This is a genomic window from Edaphobacter dinghuensis (assembly GCF_014640335.1).
Classification (GTDB): Bacteria; Acidobacteriota; Terriglobia; order Terriglobales; family Acidobacteriaceae; genus Edaphobacter; species Edaphobacter dinghuensis.
The window spans coordinates 14,867-29,187 of sequence record NZ_BMGT01000002.1 but is presented as its reverse complement, the minus strand read 5'-3'; the positions used below and the strand labels follow the sequence as shown (position 1 = coordinate 29,187).

Below are 14,321 nucleotides of genomic sequence, written 5' to 3'. Positions count from 1 at the left end.
GATCTACGCCACCATACCGCACTCTAGTGGCGCTGCAAATAGCGCATCATTGATTCGGCCACAGCCATGCCGCGCCGCGAACTCCGCTGGAGTCTCCAAACTTAGCCTGCACGATTGGCGTAGCTACTTCTTTGCCGAAGACATACCGCGGCAATATCTTCGGCAGATTCCGATAGAGCTGTTGCACCTTCGACAATCCTCCGCCAAAGACAAGCACATCCGGATCCAGCAAATCGATCACATGGGCCAATCCCCGTGCCAACCGGTCCTCAAATCGATTCACCGTAGCCACAGCATCAGGATCACCGGCCTCCGACGCCGCCACAATCTCCCGTGTCGTCAGTTCCCTGCCCGTCACCCTCTTGTGGTCCTGCGCCACACCTGTCCCCGAGATCCACGTCTCCAGACACCCGCTCTTCCCGCAATAGCACGCAGGCCCCGGCAGTTCCTCAGGCAGCATCCACGGCAACGGATTATGCCCCCACTCACCAGCAATGCTGTTCGGCCCATCGTGAACGTGACCGTTAATCGCGATGCCGCCGCCGCATCCCGTCCCCAGAATCACTCCAAAGACCAGCCGCTTGCCCGCCGCCGCTCCATCGGTAGCCTCGGAGATGGCAAGACAATTTGCATCATTCGCAACGCGCACCTCGCGATCCATCGCCTTGCACAGATCCTTATCCAGCGGCTTTCCATTCAGCCATGTCGAATTGGCATTCTTCACAACTCCGGTTACATGCGAGACGCAGCCGGGAATGCCCGCGCCCACCGTCGCGGTTCGACCTATCTCCTCTTCGATGCGTCGAACCAGCGCCGCCATCGACGCTACCGTCGCATCATAGTCGCCTTGCGGAGTATCGACACGATGCCGAACCAATTCCTTTCCATCTCTGTCGATGGCAAGCGCTTCAATCTTCGTTCCTCCAAGGTCGATGCCAATCCGCATCTCCGAACCTGCTCCACCGCTCTTATTCGCCACGAATACTCCTTCGCGTTTCACATTAAAATCCGCAGATTAACACTACCCTCTGAACAGGAGCTACGCCACCACAGAGAAGTCCATGCGCTTGCTCCAGCCGCCCAACGCGGATGCTAAAGTGTTACCGTTTTCGAATACAGGAAGCCTCTCTATCCCCTCTTTTGACCATCGAAGAAAAGTAAGGACCATCCATGAAATATCTACTTCGCATCGGCATCCTGCTTTTTACAACGACGCTCCTCACAGGTAACGCCAGCGCTCAAGCGACCAGCACCGATGCATCCTCCAATGCGAAAATTCTTAGCTACATTCACAACAGTTGGGACAGTCTCTCCCGCTCCATGTCCGACTGCAAATCGCTGGTCGATCCCAAAGTAATGACAGCCCCGGTACTCTACCTCCCCGCTGGCCTGCCGATGCCGGCACCCGTCATCGCCGCGCAAAAGCTCTGCAACATCGAGGTGCACCGTCTGCCGCGAAAGATCATCCACATAGGCGATGTCAAGGTCAGCGAAATCCCCAAAGAAGGCCTCCTCTACCTTCCCAATCGCTACGTCGTCCCCGGCGGCCGCTTCAACGAGATGTACGGTTGGGACAGCTACTTCATCATCCTCGGCCTCGTCCACGACCACCGCTCCGACCTCGCCCGCGGCATGGTCGAAAACTTCTTCTACGAGATCGAAAACTACGGCGCGATCCTCAATGCCAACCGTACCTACTACTTCACCCGTTCGCAGCCGCCGTTTCTTTCATCGATGATCCGAGAAGTCTACGAGCATTCCGACGGCAAGCCGCTCTCGAAGGAGTGGCTCGCCAAAGCCTATAGCTACGCTCAGCGCGACTACGAGTTGTGGACGTCTCCGGTCCATCGCGCAGGCGACACCGGCCTCGCCCGCTACAAGGACATCGGTGAAGGTCCCGTGCCCGAGATGGCTGACGACAGCGACTACTACCCTAACGTCATCCGCTGGCTGCTCGTACACCCCGACACCCACACCGCCTATCTCATCAAAGCCACCGAACATCCATCTGCAACCGAAGCCGCCACACTCGCAAAGACAAGCTGCGATGTAACTACATCCAGAGTCTGCGCCCGCGCCTATTACAAAGGCTACCGCCTCACTCGCGCCTTCTACAGTGGCGACCGCGCCATGCGAGAATCGGGCTTCGACACCAGCTTCCGCTTCGGCCCCTTCAGCGGTTCAACCGACGACTACGCGCCCGTTTGCCTCAACAGCCTGCTCTATAAATACGAGCGCGACATGGCCCACTTCGCCTCCCTGCTGGGCCGCACCGCAGAGGCCACCGAATGGGAACACCGCGCCACCGCTCGACGCGATGCCGTTAACAAATATCTCTGGAACCCAACCGCAGGCATGTTCTACGACTACAACTTCACCACCCATCAACGCTCTACCTACAACTACATCGCAGCCTTCTATCCGCTGTGGGCCGGGCTCGCCAGCCCGCAGCAGGCCACAGCAATCGACCAACACCTCTCCCTCTTCGAGCACCCCGGCGGCCTCGCCATGAGCGACAACGACTCCGGCACCCAATGGGATCTCCCCTTCGGATGGGCGCCCACAAACTGGCTCGCCGTCAAAGGGCTTGCTCAATACGGCTTCACCGGCGACGCCTCACATGCAGCCAGCGACTTTTCACAGACTGTCTTAGTGAACTTCCTGCGCGACGGCACCATCCGCGAAAAATATGACGTGGTCAGCGGTTCAGCCAACGTAAAAGTTGCCGCTGGCTACAAGAGCAACGCCGTCGGCTTCGGCTGGACCAACGGCGTCTATCTGCAAATGAGCGACCTGATTCGCAACCAAAACCGTGCGAAGTAATTCCAGGCTCGGCTGCTTACTGCACCTTGCCCAGCGGACGCAACCGGCGCAGTTCTCCCGCACACGCAATCGCATTCAACGCCGCCAGCTTCAAATTATCCGCGGCCATCCAAAGCCAGAACCGCGATACTCCATCGCTACTCACGTCTTCGCTCACGCGAACCATGATGTCTTCCTGCCCGGCCGCGCTCAGGTTGCTCGGCGGATCAGACTCCCCGCTCACAATATCTACATGCTCGCCTGCCAGCGCAGCTTCTACCTGCTCCGCAGTGACAGACTGTGCAACCTCTACCAGCACGGACGCCGCATAGCCGTGAAACACTGGCGCTTGCACAAGCTGCAAAGCCAGCGGCGGCAACACGCCTGCTGAAAACTCCGCATACTCTGTCCGAATGCGCTTCTCCACCACCGCCAACTTCACCTTCGCGGCCTCTCCCAGCGAGGGCAGCAGGTTGAACGCTACCTGCGCATCATATTGCTCTCGCGGAAGCGTCTGAAAGGACAGCAGGTTGACGGTCTGCTGGTGCAGCTCATCCATCGCCAGCCTTCCATGCTCCGATGCCGGCTCCATCACTGTCGCTGCAACGCTCTTCAGCGGCATCTTTGCCTGCAACCGAGCCGCAGCCAGCGCCAGCATCACCGCCGCAGGATGCCCCGCGACGACCGCAGGCGTATTGAGATCTAACTCGCTCCCTCCCAGCGAAGCCTTCGCCGCCAGCGCCTCCGCTACCCACGGTGCCCGCGCTCGAACATCTTTCTCGCCATCCAGCGCATACGTCAGGTCAACAATGCTGGCACCGGCCCGTCGTGCGTCCTGCCAATATTTCTTTGTCACCTCAGCGCTACCCGCAAAGAAGACGAAATCCATGTGATCGAACGAAGAGGACTCCAGCCGCTGAATGAACGAAACCTCGTCGCCGCTCGATGCAATCTGCCCGGCTGCCTCCTTCTCATCGAGCAGTACAAAATCCGATGCCCCCAGCACAGACTCACCCAGTTCATCGCTTAATTCTTTTCCCACCAGGGAAGACGCCCCGACAATGCCAATCCGATAAATTCCAGTCGCCATATCTACTCTGCAATCTTCTTTCGCCAACTATTTCTCGAAAACCCGCACCTTCTCTACGATGCTTCCGTCGAGTGCTGCCGTCGTTCCCTGCTCCACGAATACGCCAGCCGCGCCATCACCCCCGACACCAGGTAGCCCAGCGCGAGAATAATCAGCATGTACTCGGAGTAAAGCCACAGCAGCGCGATCAGCACTCCGACCACTGCAACCATCTGGAATGGATGCCGGTTTCCCAGGCTGATCTCCTTGCCGCTCCAGAAACGCCAACTGCTTACCATCAGAAAACCGGTAAACGCAATCAAGCCGAGCCACAGGAAGGCCATCGCCGGACGATTGATCGGAGATCCATTAAAACAATGGACGACCGAGCAAATGACCCCCGCACCAGCCGGAATCGGCATCCCCACAAAGTATTTGCGGCCGGGCCGACCCGGATTGCGAGGCTGCGGATTGACGCTGATATTGAACCTGGCCAGCCTGCACGCACCGCAAATAAGAAACACGAAGCAGACGAAGACGCCAAGATGAAGGATCTGGTCGCGCAGCCCCGGATGCTCCATCAACGGCAACATCCGAAATCCCCAGATGTACGCCAGCAGGCTGGGAGCCACTCCGAACGTAACCACATCCGCCAGCGAATCGAGTTCCTTGCCAAAGTCGCTGGTTGTGTTCGTCATTCGCGCAATGCGCCCGTCCAGTCCGTCGAACAGGATGGCAAACCCGATCGCCAGCGCCGCATGGTCAAAGTGCACAGGCTCGCCAACGCTCCCCTGCACGCTCTGCGTAATCGCGTAGAAGCCTGCGGCGATATTGCCCGCCGTAAACAGCGACGGCAGCACATACATACCGCGGCTGGGGTGTCGTCTTGGCCTGCCGCTCTCGTCCATCTGCGTCCCCTCGGACGCCAGGGATGCCATCATGCCACCGTTGCCGTCAGGTTAGTTTGAGGAATGACTGCAAGCACCGACGATCCGCCACGAACCCGCACACCGACCTTCACCTTTAATTCCGCCTCAGCAGGCAGCAAGACATCCACCCGCGATCCAAACTTAATCAGCCCAACCCGCTGGCCGCGCTCCACATGATCGCCAACCTTCACATTACATACGATGCGCCGCGCCAACAGACCGGCAATCTGCTTAAAGCTAACCGCATACCCACCGGCATCGATAACAATCAGCGTCTGCTCGTTGTGCAGAACGGATTCAGGCTTCATCGCGTTCAAAAACTCACCTTCGCGATACTCCACCACGGTAACCGTCCCGCTAACCGGCGCACGGTTCACATGCACATCAAAGACATTAAGAAAGATACTAAGCCGCAACCGGCTGCCCGCCGTCGTCTCAATCCACTCCGCGGCCGTCACCAGCCCATCGCCAGGCGAGACGATCTGCCCAGGTCCCTGCGGAATTGTTCTGTTGGGGTCACGAAAAAACCACAGAAAAAAGATAGCCAGCAGTATCGGCACCAGCACAAGCACAAGCGGCATCTTCAGGTACCAGAGCACTGCTGCCACAACGCCGAGGCCTAACGCATAGAAAAATCCATCTCGAACCATAAGTGACTCGATTATAAGGCCACGCACACCTTCACTCTGTGCTTGTTGCTGCTCCTACCCTCTGCCGGCAAATCGCTTAGTGCTCTGAGACGCGGGCACCCGGACGCCTCAGCCGCTCCATCTCATCCTTCAGGCTTAACTTCAATTTTTTCAGCCTCACCTCTTCCATCTTCTCGGCTTCGGTCAGAAACAGCTTCGCACGCAGCGTCTCCAGTCTGCGCGCATACAGACTGTGCTCCTGCTCTAACCTGTAAATGGATGGAATCGACGCGGACTCAGGTAGCTCCGTAAACTTGGCAGTCTGCATGAATAAATACCTCCAGCATCAGACGACAGCTCACCGATTGGCCTAAACGCTACCACAGCTTCTCGGACACGTGCAAAGCAACTTATGCACTTTTTGATAAGTCCAGTCGCATCAGCACCGCATCGTCCACAGGCTCGCTGTAATACCTGGGACGCACCCCTACCGGGACAAACCCTAATCCCCGATACAACCCAATCGCGCCATGGCTCCCCAAGCGGACCTCCAGCTCCACCGCCACAGCGCGCTCCTGTTGACACCACGCAATCACAGCTCCGCAGAGTGCCCTCCCAACACCGCCACGCCGTAGGCTTAGATCGACCGCAACACTCTCCAGCTCCGCCAGATCTCCTGCGACCTTACCCACCGCAAATCCAGCTACGCCGTCATCCGCCACAGCGACAAACAAGCAACGCCGAACGTAGTCCCCACCGCCTTCAATCGCCGCAGCATACTCCGCCTCGCTCCAATGGGGAGCCTCTGCCGTGGCCCTCTCCAGCCTGATGACCCCCGCAAGATCGCCCACCGTTGCAGGCCGAACGCAAAACACGCTCATCGCGTCATGCTCTCAGGTTTGCTCTTCGGCTTGGCAAAGATCTCCGCATCCGTCCGTCGCAGATAATTCGCATCCAGCAACGCAGCATCATCAAATCTCCCCGCCGCTGCCCGTTCTACGGCAAAGGCCAACGCATCCTCGGCGCACGGCCCCGGTACCACGTGAGGATGCAGTTCCGCCAGGGCCTCTGCAACCCTGGCCTCACAAACTGCCACAACTCCACCCGACGCTGCCGCCAGCGTCTCCTCGCCTGTCAGCAGAACCTCGCGCAGGCAATCACGCCCCAAATACTGCCCGTAATAAAACTCTCCACGGCCCGCATCCAATACCGCGTGAACCACCTCACTCTCAACCGCAGCAGCCAGCAACGCCAACCGCGAGACGGCGATCAACGGCACACCGCCAGCCTCGCTCAAACCCTTCGCCGCGCTCAACCCCACTCTTACCCCGGTAAACGATCCCGGCCCATGCACGACCACCACCGCCGTCAGCTCGCCCAATCGCCAGCCACAGGCCTCCATCACGCGCCTCACCGCAGGCACCAGTCGCTCCGAAGCCGTTCGCCCCGGCAATATCTCCACCGCAACCACCGCTTCAGCCAGCGTCGTATCCGCCAGTGCGACGCTGCCCTCACTCCCACAGGTATCGATCAATAAAAACCGCATTACTTGCCCTTTCCTGCCATATCGTCAACGATCTCCAGCAAAACCCCTCCGGTACTCTCCGGATGCACAAAAAAATACCGATGCCCACCCGCGCCTACACGTACCGCATCGCTGGCCAACCTCACCCCCTGCAACCGCAATCGCTCGAACATTGCATCCACATCACCCACCCTTATCGCAACATGGTGCAGCCCTTCGCCTCGCTTTGCGATAAACCGCTCAATCACCGAGTCAGGCTCCGTCGCCTCCAGCAGCTCAATCCGGCTCTCTCCCAGCGGCAGCATGGCCACTCTCACCTTCTCATGCTCCACCGTCTCTTCATGGCTTGCCGTCAGCCCAAGCGCCTCATAAAAATCTCTCGCAGCATCCATATCTCTTACGGCCACACCAAGATGATCTATCAAAAGCCCTTCCGTGCCCGTCACGATCCGCTGCTTCTTTCCCCGCGTCTCCGCAGCGCACCACTGTACCGCAGCCATCAGGTCACTCACACCGACGCCGGTCGTCGCCACGGTTCGCACCACAGGAGAAACCGGCTCATCCGCCCCCAGCCCCTGCATCGCCAAAATCTCTGTCTCTACCTGCTCCGCCCCATCGCGATCGCTCTTGTTCACCACAAAGACGTCCGCAACCTCCATCACCCCCGCCTTCAGACTTTGCACCTCGTCACCCATCCCCGGAACCAGCACCAGCACCGTCACGTCCGCCAGCCGTGCTACCTCAACCTCGTCCTGCCCCACACCCATCGTCTCAATCAGAATCACCTGCCGCCCCGCCGCAGCCATTACCACGCACACATCCTCGACCGCCGCTGCCAATCCTCCCTTCGCTCCCCGCGAAGCCATGCTGCGGACATAGACTCCGGCGTCCCCACTCAGGTCCTGCATCCGTATCCGATCGCCCAGCAAGGCTCCCCCCGTATACGGGCTCGACGGATCGACCGCAACCACACCCACGGTCTGTCCCTCCTGCCTCAGCCACTTCGCCATCTGGTCAACCAGCGTGCTCTTCCCCGCCCCCGGAGGCCCGGTAACCCCAATCCGCAAAGCACCACCCGCATATTTGCGGCAAGCCCTCACCAACTCCGTCCCGACGGCCGAACTATCCTCCACCAGCGACACCGCACGCGCCAGCGCCCGTATCTCGCCCCCGCGCAAGCGTTGAACCATTCCTTCGATATCGCCCAATTCGCTCACATCAGCGATGATACCGCCCGGCCTGCCTCCGCCCGACGCCCTTTTAAATCGCTGCCGTCGGCACAGATCGGTGTTAAGCTTTGCCTGTTTTGCAAATCCGGAGATCAGCTCGACGGAACAGGCTTCCTCCAGAATTTTACTTTTTCACCTACACCACCACTTTTTCACATACAATTCTCCCGTCATCATTCCATCGCGAGGACCACACCATGAACCTGAACCGCCGCACTTTTACTGCCGGGCTCTCCACCCTTCTGATTGCTCCCTCTGCACTCGCCCAGATCGAAGGCGAACACATCGCCACCAACCCCGAGCACCCGGTCAAAGCCATTCAGGACACTGAAACCCGCGCCCAGCGCAACGAACGCATGGCCTGGTGGCGCGCCGCCCGCTTCGGCATGTTCATTCACTGGGGCCTCTACTCCATCCCCGCCGGCACATGGGACGGCAAGCAAATCCACGGCATCGGCGAGTGGATCATGAACACCGCCTCCATCCCCGTCGCTGACTACAAGGCCCTCGCGCCGCAGTTCAATCCCACCGGCTTCAACGCGCACGATATCGTCGCCCTCGCCAAATCCGCTGGTCAGAAGTACATCGTCATCACCGCCAAACACCACGACGGCTTCGCCATGTTCGCCTCCAAGGCCAACGACTTCAACATCGTCGACGCGACTCCCTTCAAGCGCGATCCGCTCCGCGAGCTGGCCGAAGAGTGCAAAAAGCAGGGCGTCAAGCTAGGCTTCTACTACTCGCAGGACCAGGACTGGACCGCTCCCGGCGGCGCAGCCTACAAGACCGGCGATCATCAGCCTCCCACCTTCCACTGGGACCCGGCCCAGAACGGCGACTTCGCCACCTACCTCCACACCAAGTGCATCCCGCAGATGAAGGAGCTGCTCACCAACTACGGTGACTTCCCCGTCGTCATCTGGTTCGACACTCCCACCAAGGACATGACGCCCGCCCTCGCCGGAGAGATCGTCGAGCTGCTCAACCAGCACCCCAACCTCATCTGGAACAACCGTCTCGGCGGCGGCTACAAGGGCGATACCGAGACCCCCGAGCAGTACATCCCTGCCCAAGGCTATCCCGGCGAAGACTGGGAATCCTGCATGACCATGAACGACACCTGGGGCTACAAGTCCTATGACGACAACTTCAAGTCGACCGAGACCCTGCTCCGCAACCTCATCGACATCGCCAGCAAGGGCGGCAACTACCTGCTCAACATCGGCCCCGACTCTCACGGCGTCGTTCCGCAACCCGAGGTCGAGCGCCTGCAAGAGGTCGGCAAATGGATCGCCGTCAACGGCGAAGCCATCTACGGCACCCAGCCAACCCTCTTCGGAGCCGAGGCAGGGGCCTTCAGCCCCACCGAAAAGGACGAGCATGGCAAGCCCAAGTTCATCTCCGCGTGGGACTGGCGCTCCACCACCACCCCAAACAAGATCTACATCTCCATCTTCAACTGGCCGGCGAACAACACCTTCCACCTCGACAAGCTGCCCCGCAAGGTAAAGAGCGCCTACCTGCTTGCCGACAAGAAGCACCTCAAACTCACCCACACCGGCGACAGCCTCGACATCCATCTGCCAGAAAAGGCACTGGACCCCATCGCCACCGTCCTCGTCCTCAACACCTAAAACCAAAGCCATGGGGGAGGCATCTCCCCCATGGCTCCTCTTCTAATCAACCCTACCCATCACTTCCCGGCAGCATCTCCGCCCCAAAAAGCATCCACCGTCTTCAGCCACTCCTGCGCCATCAGTCCATGCCCCGCGTAGGTCGGATGGACTCCATCCCAGCTCCAATGATCCGCCGGAGCCTTGGCACATGCCGCATCCAGCGCATCCTGATAGCGAACAATAGGCAGATGATACTTCGCGGCTAAGCGAATCGCCACAGCCTGCCGCTTCTTCACCTCAATCATCTCCGCCGCATAGTTGTCTTTGTATTTGGCGACGGGAAGCAGAAACGGCTCACCCAAAACAATCTTCGTTCCCGGCAACGCCGCAATCGTATCCGCCAGCAGCTTGTCATAGACCGCCTCGTACTGCTCCACCGTCTCAGCCTTCGCTCCGGTAGCCAGCGTATCGTTGATGCCCACCAGAATACTCAGCAGGTTCGGCTTCAGCGCCAGCGTATCCGCCTGCCACCGCGCCGCCAGATCAACCACCCGATCCCCGCTGATGCCGCGATTGACGAAGACAAGCCCACGCTCCGGATACTCCGCCCCAATCTCTGCGGCCAGAATGTAAGCGTAGTCCTGCCCCATGATGTGGTTATAGTCGCTCCCAGTACGCTGCCGCCCGCCATCCGTAATCGAGTCGCCCTGAAAGACCAGCGTATCTCCCTTGTGCAGAAAACCAAGCGGCTGCTGGGCCACAGCAAACGAAGAAAAACAAAGCAGAACTGCCGCCAGCTTAAAAATTCGAGTCACGATCAACCAGTCCTCTCCAAAGACAGCCTGTCTTCCGAAGCACCTACTTCACCTTCGTGGGGTCCCAGGCATCCGCCCCAGCCAGAAAAGTCTTCGCCTCATACTTCCTGGCCTCAGCCTTCGTAAGCTGCTTCGACCACTTCTCCCGCGCCGCTGCATTTGCCCCCGGCCCGCTCGAGTTGAACTCCGCATAGGTCGTCATCGGCAGCCGCGGCGCCGGAGCGCTCTTCCAGTCCGACCATCCCTCCGGAGCGATATGCGCTCCCATCTTCGTATTCATGTAAATCACAGTCGAGTAGTCCCGCCACGGCCTCCCCAGATAAATATTCTTCACTCCCGGATCAGCCGTCAGCGTGCAATGGTCGAAGACATAGCCCGAATCCTGCTCCGGCTTGCTCCTGCTCTGCGCTGTCAGATACCCGCCCGCCACATGAGGAATGCTATGAATCTCGCAGCGGTCGAACACCGCCTTGGCATCGCCAAAGATAAAATCCACATGCCCCTCGATGTAGCAATCAGAGAAATACTGCCGCTTCACCGAGCAGGGCGACCGTCCATCCATGCACTTCTCACTCGCCGCATACAACGTATCCTGCGCTCCCAGCAGCCTGACCTTGCGAAACACATCGCGGTCGCCGCGCACCATCAGCGCCACCGCCTGCGAAGGCACATCGCTCGTCTTGCTGTAGTCGTTCGCAATCGTCATCATGCCCGCGAAGAAGTCATCGCCCGTCACAAACAAAGTCGCCGAGCACGAAGTTCCGCAAGTCGAAGCCGCGCTGTTCCCATAGACCAGCACCACCTTCGACGGATCTTTCGTCACTCCGCGAAACTGGATCTTCGGCTTATCGACATGCACCACCTCGCGATACGTTCCCGGCTCGATCCGAATCACCGCGCCCGTCTCCGGAGCCGCATTCACCGCCGCCTGAATCGAGGTGAAGTCCGCGCCCGATGGTCCGACCGTAATCGTCTTCAGGCCCCGCGCCCACGCCGTTCCGCAAATTAAAGCCGCAATTACAACAAAAACGCTACCGAGCCGCAACCGCCTCATCCCAACCTCCGCAGAAATCCACGCCAGACATCGCTGTCCCCGTAAAACGATTACCGAAATTGAAACCTTCTGTGCCTTGACAGACGTAGCCCAACAACAGCTATCCTCAACCTCGACACCTCTGAGCCAGATTTCTGCGAGCCGACCGGCTGCGACGAAAGTGGTCAGACCAACATTGTCGCCGGAGCTTCGCTGAATGTCCATGAAATCTGCCAGCCTGTCCGACTCGGGCTTCACTACGTCCGCCCCGCCCCAGTCCAACGTCCGCTGGTTCGTCTGCTTCCTGCTCTTCCTCGCGACGACGATCAACTATATGGACCGCTCGGCCCTCGCTCTCGTCGAGCCGCTGCTCCATCTTCCGTTCATGGGCTGGGTCCCCGGCCTCGCGCCTGAGTTTCAAACCGTCTACCACCTCAACTACGCCCACATCGTTGAGTGCTTCATGGTCGCCTACGGCGTCGGCTTCCTCATCGCCGGACGCGTCATCGACAAGCTCGGCACCAAGACCGGCTACGCCATCGCCATCCTCATCTGGGGATGCGCCTCCATCAGCCACTCCATCGTAGGTACGGTCATCGGCTTCTGTGTCGCCCGCATCTTCCTCGGCCTCGGCGAATCCGGCAACTTCCCCGCCGCCATCAAGGCAACCACAGAGTGGTTCCCCTCCGAAGAGCGCGCGTTCGCCACCGGCCTCTTCAACTCCGGCTCCAATGCGGCGTTCTTCGTTGCGCCCATCCTTATCGCCGCCGTCACCTCGAAATGGGGATGGCACGCCGCCTTTATCACCACCGGCTCCATGGGACTCATCTGGTGCGTGATCTGGCTCATCTTCCCCTATAACAAGCTACGCCGCGGTTCTACTCAGACACAGGCCGACCTTGCTCCGGTTACCGAGGGCCGCCCCATCTACTCCGTTCTGCTCAGCCACCGCGGCTTCTGGGCATTCTTCATCGGCAAAGGGCTCACCGACCCCATCTGGTGGTTCTATCTCTTCTATCTCCCCATGTTTCTCCACGACAACTACGGGCTCAACCTGGAACAGGCGAAGTATCCGCTGATCATCATCTACACCGCCGCAACCGTCGGCTCCGTCGGCGGAGGCTGGCTCTCCGGCTTCCTCATGAATCGCGGACACACCGTCAACTTCGGCCGCAAAACCGCGATGCTCGTCTGCGCCCTCTGCGTCACTCCCATCATGCTGGTGCCGCACATGCACACCTTGTTTCCGAACAACGCATGGCCTGCCATCGCGCTCTTCTGCCTCGCTACCGCCGCGCACCAGGGCTGGTCGGCCAACATCTTCTCCACTCCGACCGATATGTTCCCTTCGACCAGCGTCAGCACCGTAGTCGGTCTTGGCGGAGCCGCCGGAGCCGCGGGCGGAGCCGTCTTTACCTGGATCGTCTCGCATCTCTTCGCCCCGCACCCGCTCATCATCTTTGCCCTGGCAGGTTTTGCTTACGTCGTCGCGCTGGCCATCTTTCAGGTACTCGTTCCACGGCTCGGAGCAACGCGCACCGCGTAATCTCCCACCCGGCCTCACCGCCGGGTGGATCGTTTCTCTACCACTCTAAAATCCACGTCATCTCGACCGGAGCCCGAAGGGCGAAGTGGAGAGACCCCTGTATTTCGCCGCCGCTCTTATTACCACCAACGCCAGCCCCCTTCAACCCAACGTTTGTCGATGCAGGGTTTTATACAGCCTTCATATCGCCTCTACTATTACCTCCGTGTTACTCTTCTCCCATTTAGCAACGAGGAGCTTTTGCTGGCGTGAAAAAAGAGGTCAACGAAGAAGTCACCGGACACAGCCAACTGACCATGCAGGTCGTCGAGCACGTTCGCTCCCTCATCGCCAAAGGCGAGGTGCATCCCGGAGACCGTCTTCCCCCCGAACGCGACCTCGCTCGCCAGCTCAAGATCAGCCGCTCCAGCCTCCGCGCCGGCATCGGCTTCCTCTCCGCCATGGGCGTGCTCAAAAGCCGCCACGGCGCCGGAACCTTCGTCTCCTCCGGCCCTCCCGCGCTCGACTCCAGCTCCCTCTCCGTCCTCGGTGCGCTCCACGGCTTCCTGCCCTGGCAGATGTTCGAGGCCCGTATCGTCCTCGAATCGAACGTAGCCGCCCTCGCCGCCGAGCGCGCCACCGACGAGCACATCGCCGAGTTGGCCGAAGAGGTCGCCGAGATGTACGCCTCCCTCACCGACCCGCAGGAATACCTCATCCACGACGTGCGCTTCCATCGCACCATCGCCCGCGCCGCCGGTAATCCCATCCTCGGCGCGCTCATGGAGACCATCACCGCCAATCTTTACGAAGGCCGCAGCAAGACCGTGCAACACGCGCAGGACTTGAAGGAGTCCGCCGAGATGCACCGCGAGATCTACCGCGCCATCCGCTCCCACAACCCAGCCAAGGCCCGTCAGACCATGGAGCAGCACCTCAAGCTGGCCAGCCAGGCACAGGCCGCAGAGATCATTCCGCCCACGCCACCCGACACCGACGAAGAACCCGAAACATCATCGAAGTAGAACCTCACAAACCCTTTTCAACTCCATCGCATGGGTGCCCCATCCTTCGTGTTCTGTGCGAAGGGTGGGATGACAAATTTTCCCTCAGTTAAAACCGGGTGCCCCAGGTCTGGACTCTCAGACC

General features: G+C 59.7%; 14 protein-coding genes. 4 read left to right on the top strand and 10 right to left on the bottom strand.

The window, feature by feature from the left end; translation table 11 throughout:
- Positions 1-46 precede the first annotated feature (46 nt).
- Positions 47-979, bottom strand: a complete 933-nt coding sequence (gene mak, locus IEW09_RS05815; protein WP_229739133.1) for a fructokinase — start codon at positions 977-979, stop codon at positions 47-49.
- 191 nt (positions 980-1,170) lie between these two features.
- Between mak and IEW09_RS05810 the strand changes: the two genes are divergently transcribed.
- Complete coding sequence (locus tag IEW09_RS05810) at positions 1,171-2,823, top strand: trehalase family glycosidase (RefSeq protein WP_188553271.1); 1,653 nt, start codon at positions 1,171-1,173, stop codon at positions 2,821-2,823.
- 16 nt (positions 2,824-2,839) lie between these two features.
- On the opposite strand, the gene IEW09_RS05805 is transcribed toward IEW09_RS05810, so the two are convergent.
- From IEW09_RS05805 to meaB, 7 genes are all read right to left on the bottom strand, one after another.
- On the bottom strand, positions 2,840-3,892 hold the full coding sequence (locus IEW09_RS05805) for an Asd/ArgC dimerization domain-containing protein (protein WP_188553270.1): 1,053 nt from the start codon (positions 3,890-3,892) through the stop codon (positions 2,840-2,842).
- Positions 3,893-3,945: 53 nt separating this feature from the next.
- Positions 3,946-4,809: a CDP-diacylglycerol--serine O-phosphatidyltransferase gene (pssA, locus tag IEW09_RS05800; protein WP_229739132.1), complete on the bottom strand. Its 864-nt coding sequence runs from the start codon at positions 4,807-4,809 to the stop codon at positions 3,946-3,948.
- Positions 4,809-5,450, bottom strand: coding sequence for a phosphatidylserine decarboxylase (locus tag IEW09_RS05795; RefSeq protein ID WP_188553269.1), 642 nt, complete (start codon positions 5,448-5,450; stop codon positions 4,809-4,811). Before IEW09_RS05795 ends, pssA begins: the two co-directional genes overlap by 1 nt.
- Positions 5,451-5,526: 76 nt before the next feature.
- Positions 5,527-5,757, bottom strand: coding sequence for a hypothetical protein (locus tag IEW09_RS05790; protein WP_188553268.1), 231 nt, complete (start codon positions 5,755-5,757; stop codon positions 5,527-5,529).
- An 82-nt stretch (positions 5,758-5,839) separates the two neighbouring features.
- Entirely contained in the window at positions 5,840-6,310 is a 471-nt protein-coding gene (locus tag IEW09_RS05785) for a GNAT family N-acetyltransferase (RefSeq protein WP_188553267.1), read from the bottom strand.
- Positions 6,307-6,975, bottom strand: coding sequence for a tRNA (adenosine(37)-N6)-threonylcarbamoyltransferase complex dimerization subunit type 1 TsaB (gene tsaB / locus IEW09_RS05780; protein ID WP_188553266.1), 669 nt, complete (start codon positions 6,973-6,975; stop codon positions 6,307-6,309). The genes IEW09_RS05785 and tsaB overlap by 4 nt, the downstream gene beginning before the upstream one ends.
- Positions 6,975-8,171 (bottom strand): methylmalonyl Co-A mutase-associated GTPase MeaB, encoded by a 1,197-nt coding sequence (gene meaB / locus IEW09_RS05775; RefSeq protein ID WP_229739131.1) that lies wholly within the window; start codon positions 8,169-8,171, stop codon positions 6,975-6,977. Before meaB ends, tsaB begins: the two co-directional genes overlap by 1 nt.
- 209 nt (positions 8,172-8,380) lie before the next feature.
- Here meaB and IEW09_RS05770 point away from each other — a divergent pair, with 209 nt between their 5' ends.
- Complete coding sequence (locus IEW09_RS05770; protein WP_188553265.1) at positions 8,381-9,817, top strand: alpha-L-fucosidase; 1,437 nt, start codon at positions 8,381-8,383, stop codon at positions 9,815-9,817.
- 59 nt (positions 9,818-9,876) lie between these two features.
- Here IEW09_RS05770 and IEW09_RS05765 read toward each other — a convergent pair whose 3' ends face one another.
- Positions 9,877-10,614 carry an SGNH/GDSL hydrolase family protein gene (locus tag IEW09_RS05765; protein WP_188553264.1) on the bottom strand — a complete coding sequence of 246 codons (738 nt, stop codon included), beginning with the start codon at positions 10,612-10,614 and terminating at the stop codon, positions 9,877-9,879.
- Between the two features lie 43 nt (positions 10,615-10,657).
- Positions 10,658-11,668 carry a pectinesterase family protein gene (locus tag IEW09_RS05760; RefSeq protein WP_188553263.1) on the bottom strand — a complete coding sequence of 337 codons (1,011 nt, stop codon included), beginning with the start codon at positions 11,666-11,668 and terminating at the stop codon, positions 10,658-10,660.
- Between the two features lie 196 nt (positions 11,669-11,864).
- Between IEW09_RS05760 and IEW09_RS05755 the strand changes: the two genes are divergently transcribed.
- Both IEW09_RS05755 and IEW09_RS05750 read left to right on the top strand, forming a co-directional pair.
- Positions 11,865-13,193: an MFS transporter gene (locus IEW09_RS05755; RefSeq protein ID WP_188553262.1), complete on the top strand. Its 1,329-nt coding sequence runs from the start codon at positions 11,865-11,867 to the stop codon at positions 13,191-13,193.
- Positions 13,194-13,441: 248 nt separating this feature from the next.
- The gene (locus IEW09_RS05750) at positions 13,442-14,197 is read left to right on the top strand and encodes a FadR/GntR family transcriptional regulator (protein WP_188553261.1); all 756 of its coding nucleotides are present in this window, start codon (positions 13,442-13,444) and stop codon (positions 14,195-14,197) included.
- Positions 14,198-14,321: the final 124 nt, after the last annotated feature.

Excerpts from the sequence above, each read along its gene's own strand:
- IEW09_RS05810 (WP_188553271.1), top strand. The coding sequence starts at position 1,171 with ATGAAATATCTACTTCGCATCGGCATCCTGCTTTTTACAACGACGCTC.
- IEW09_RS05805 (WP_188553270.1), bottom strand. The coding sequence starts at position 3,892 with ATGGCGACTGGAATTTATCGGATTGGCATTGTCGGGGCGTCTTCCCTG.
- pssA (WP_229739132.1), bottom strand. The coding sequence starts at position 4,809 with ATGGCATCCCTGGCGTCCGAGGGGACGCAGATGGACGAGAGCGGCAGG.
- IEW09_RS05795 (WP_188553269.1), bottom strand. The coding sequence starts at position 5,450 with ATGGTTCGAGATGGATTTTTCTATGCGTTAGGCCTCGGCGTTGTGGCA.
- IEW09_RS05790 (WP_188553268.1), bottom strand. The coding sequence starts at position 5,757 with ATGCAGACTGCCAAGTTTACGGAGCTACCTGAGTCCGCGTCGATTCCA.
- IEW09_RS05785 (WP_188553267.1), bottom strand. The coding sequence starts at position 6,310 with ATGAGCGTGTTTTGCGTTCGGCCTGCAACGGTGGGCGATCTTGCGGGG.
- tsaB (WP_188553266.1), bottom strand. The coding sequence starts at position 6,975 with ATGCGGTTTTTATTGATCGATACCTGTGGGAGTGAGGGCAGCGTCGCA.
- IEW09_RS05770 (WP_188553265.1), top strand. The coding sequence starts at position 8,381 with ATGAACCTGAACCGCCGCACTTTTACTGCCGGGCTCTCCACCCTTCTG.
- IEW09_RS05760 (WP_188553263.1), bottom strand. The coding sequence starts at position 11,668 with ATGAGGCGGTTGCGGCTCGGTAGCGTTTTTGTTGTAATTGCGGCTTTA.
- IEW09_RS05755 (WP_188553262.1), top strand. The coding sequence starts at position 11,865 with ATGTCCATGAAATCTGCCAGCCTGTCCGACTCGGGCTTCACTACGTCC.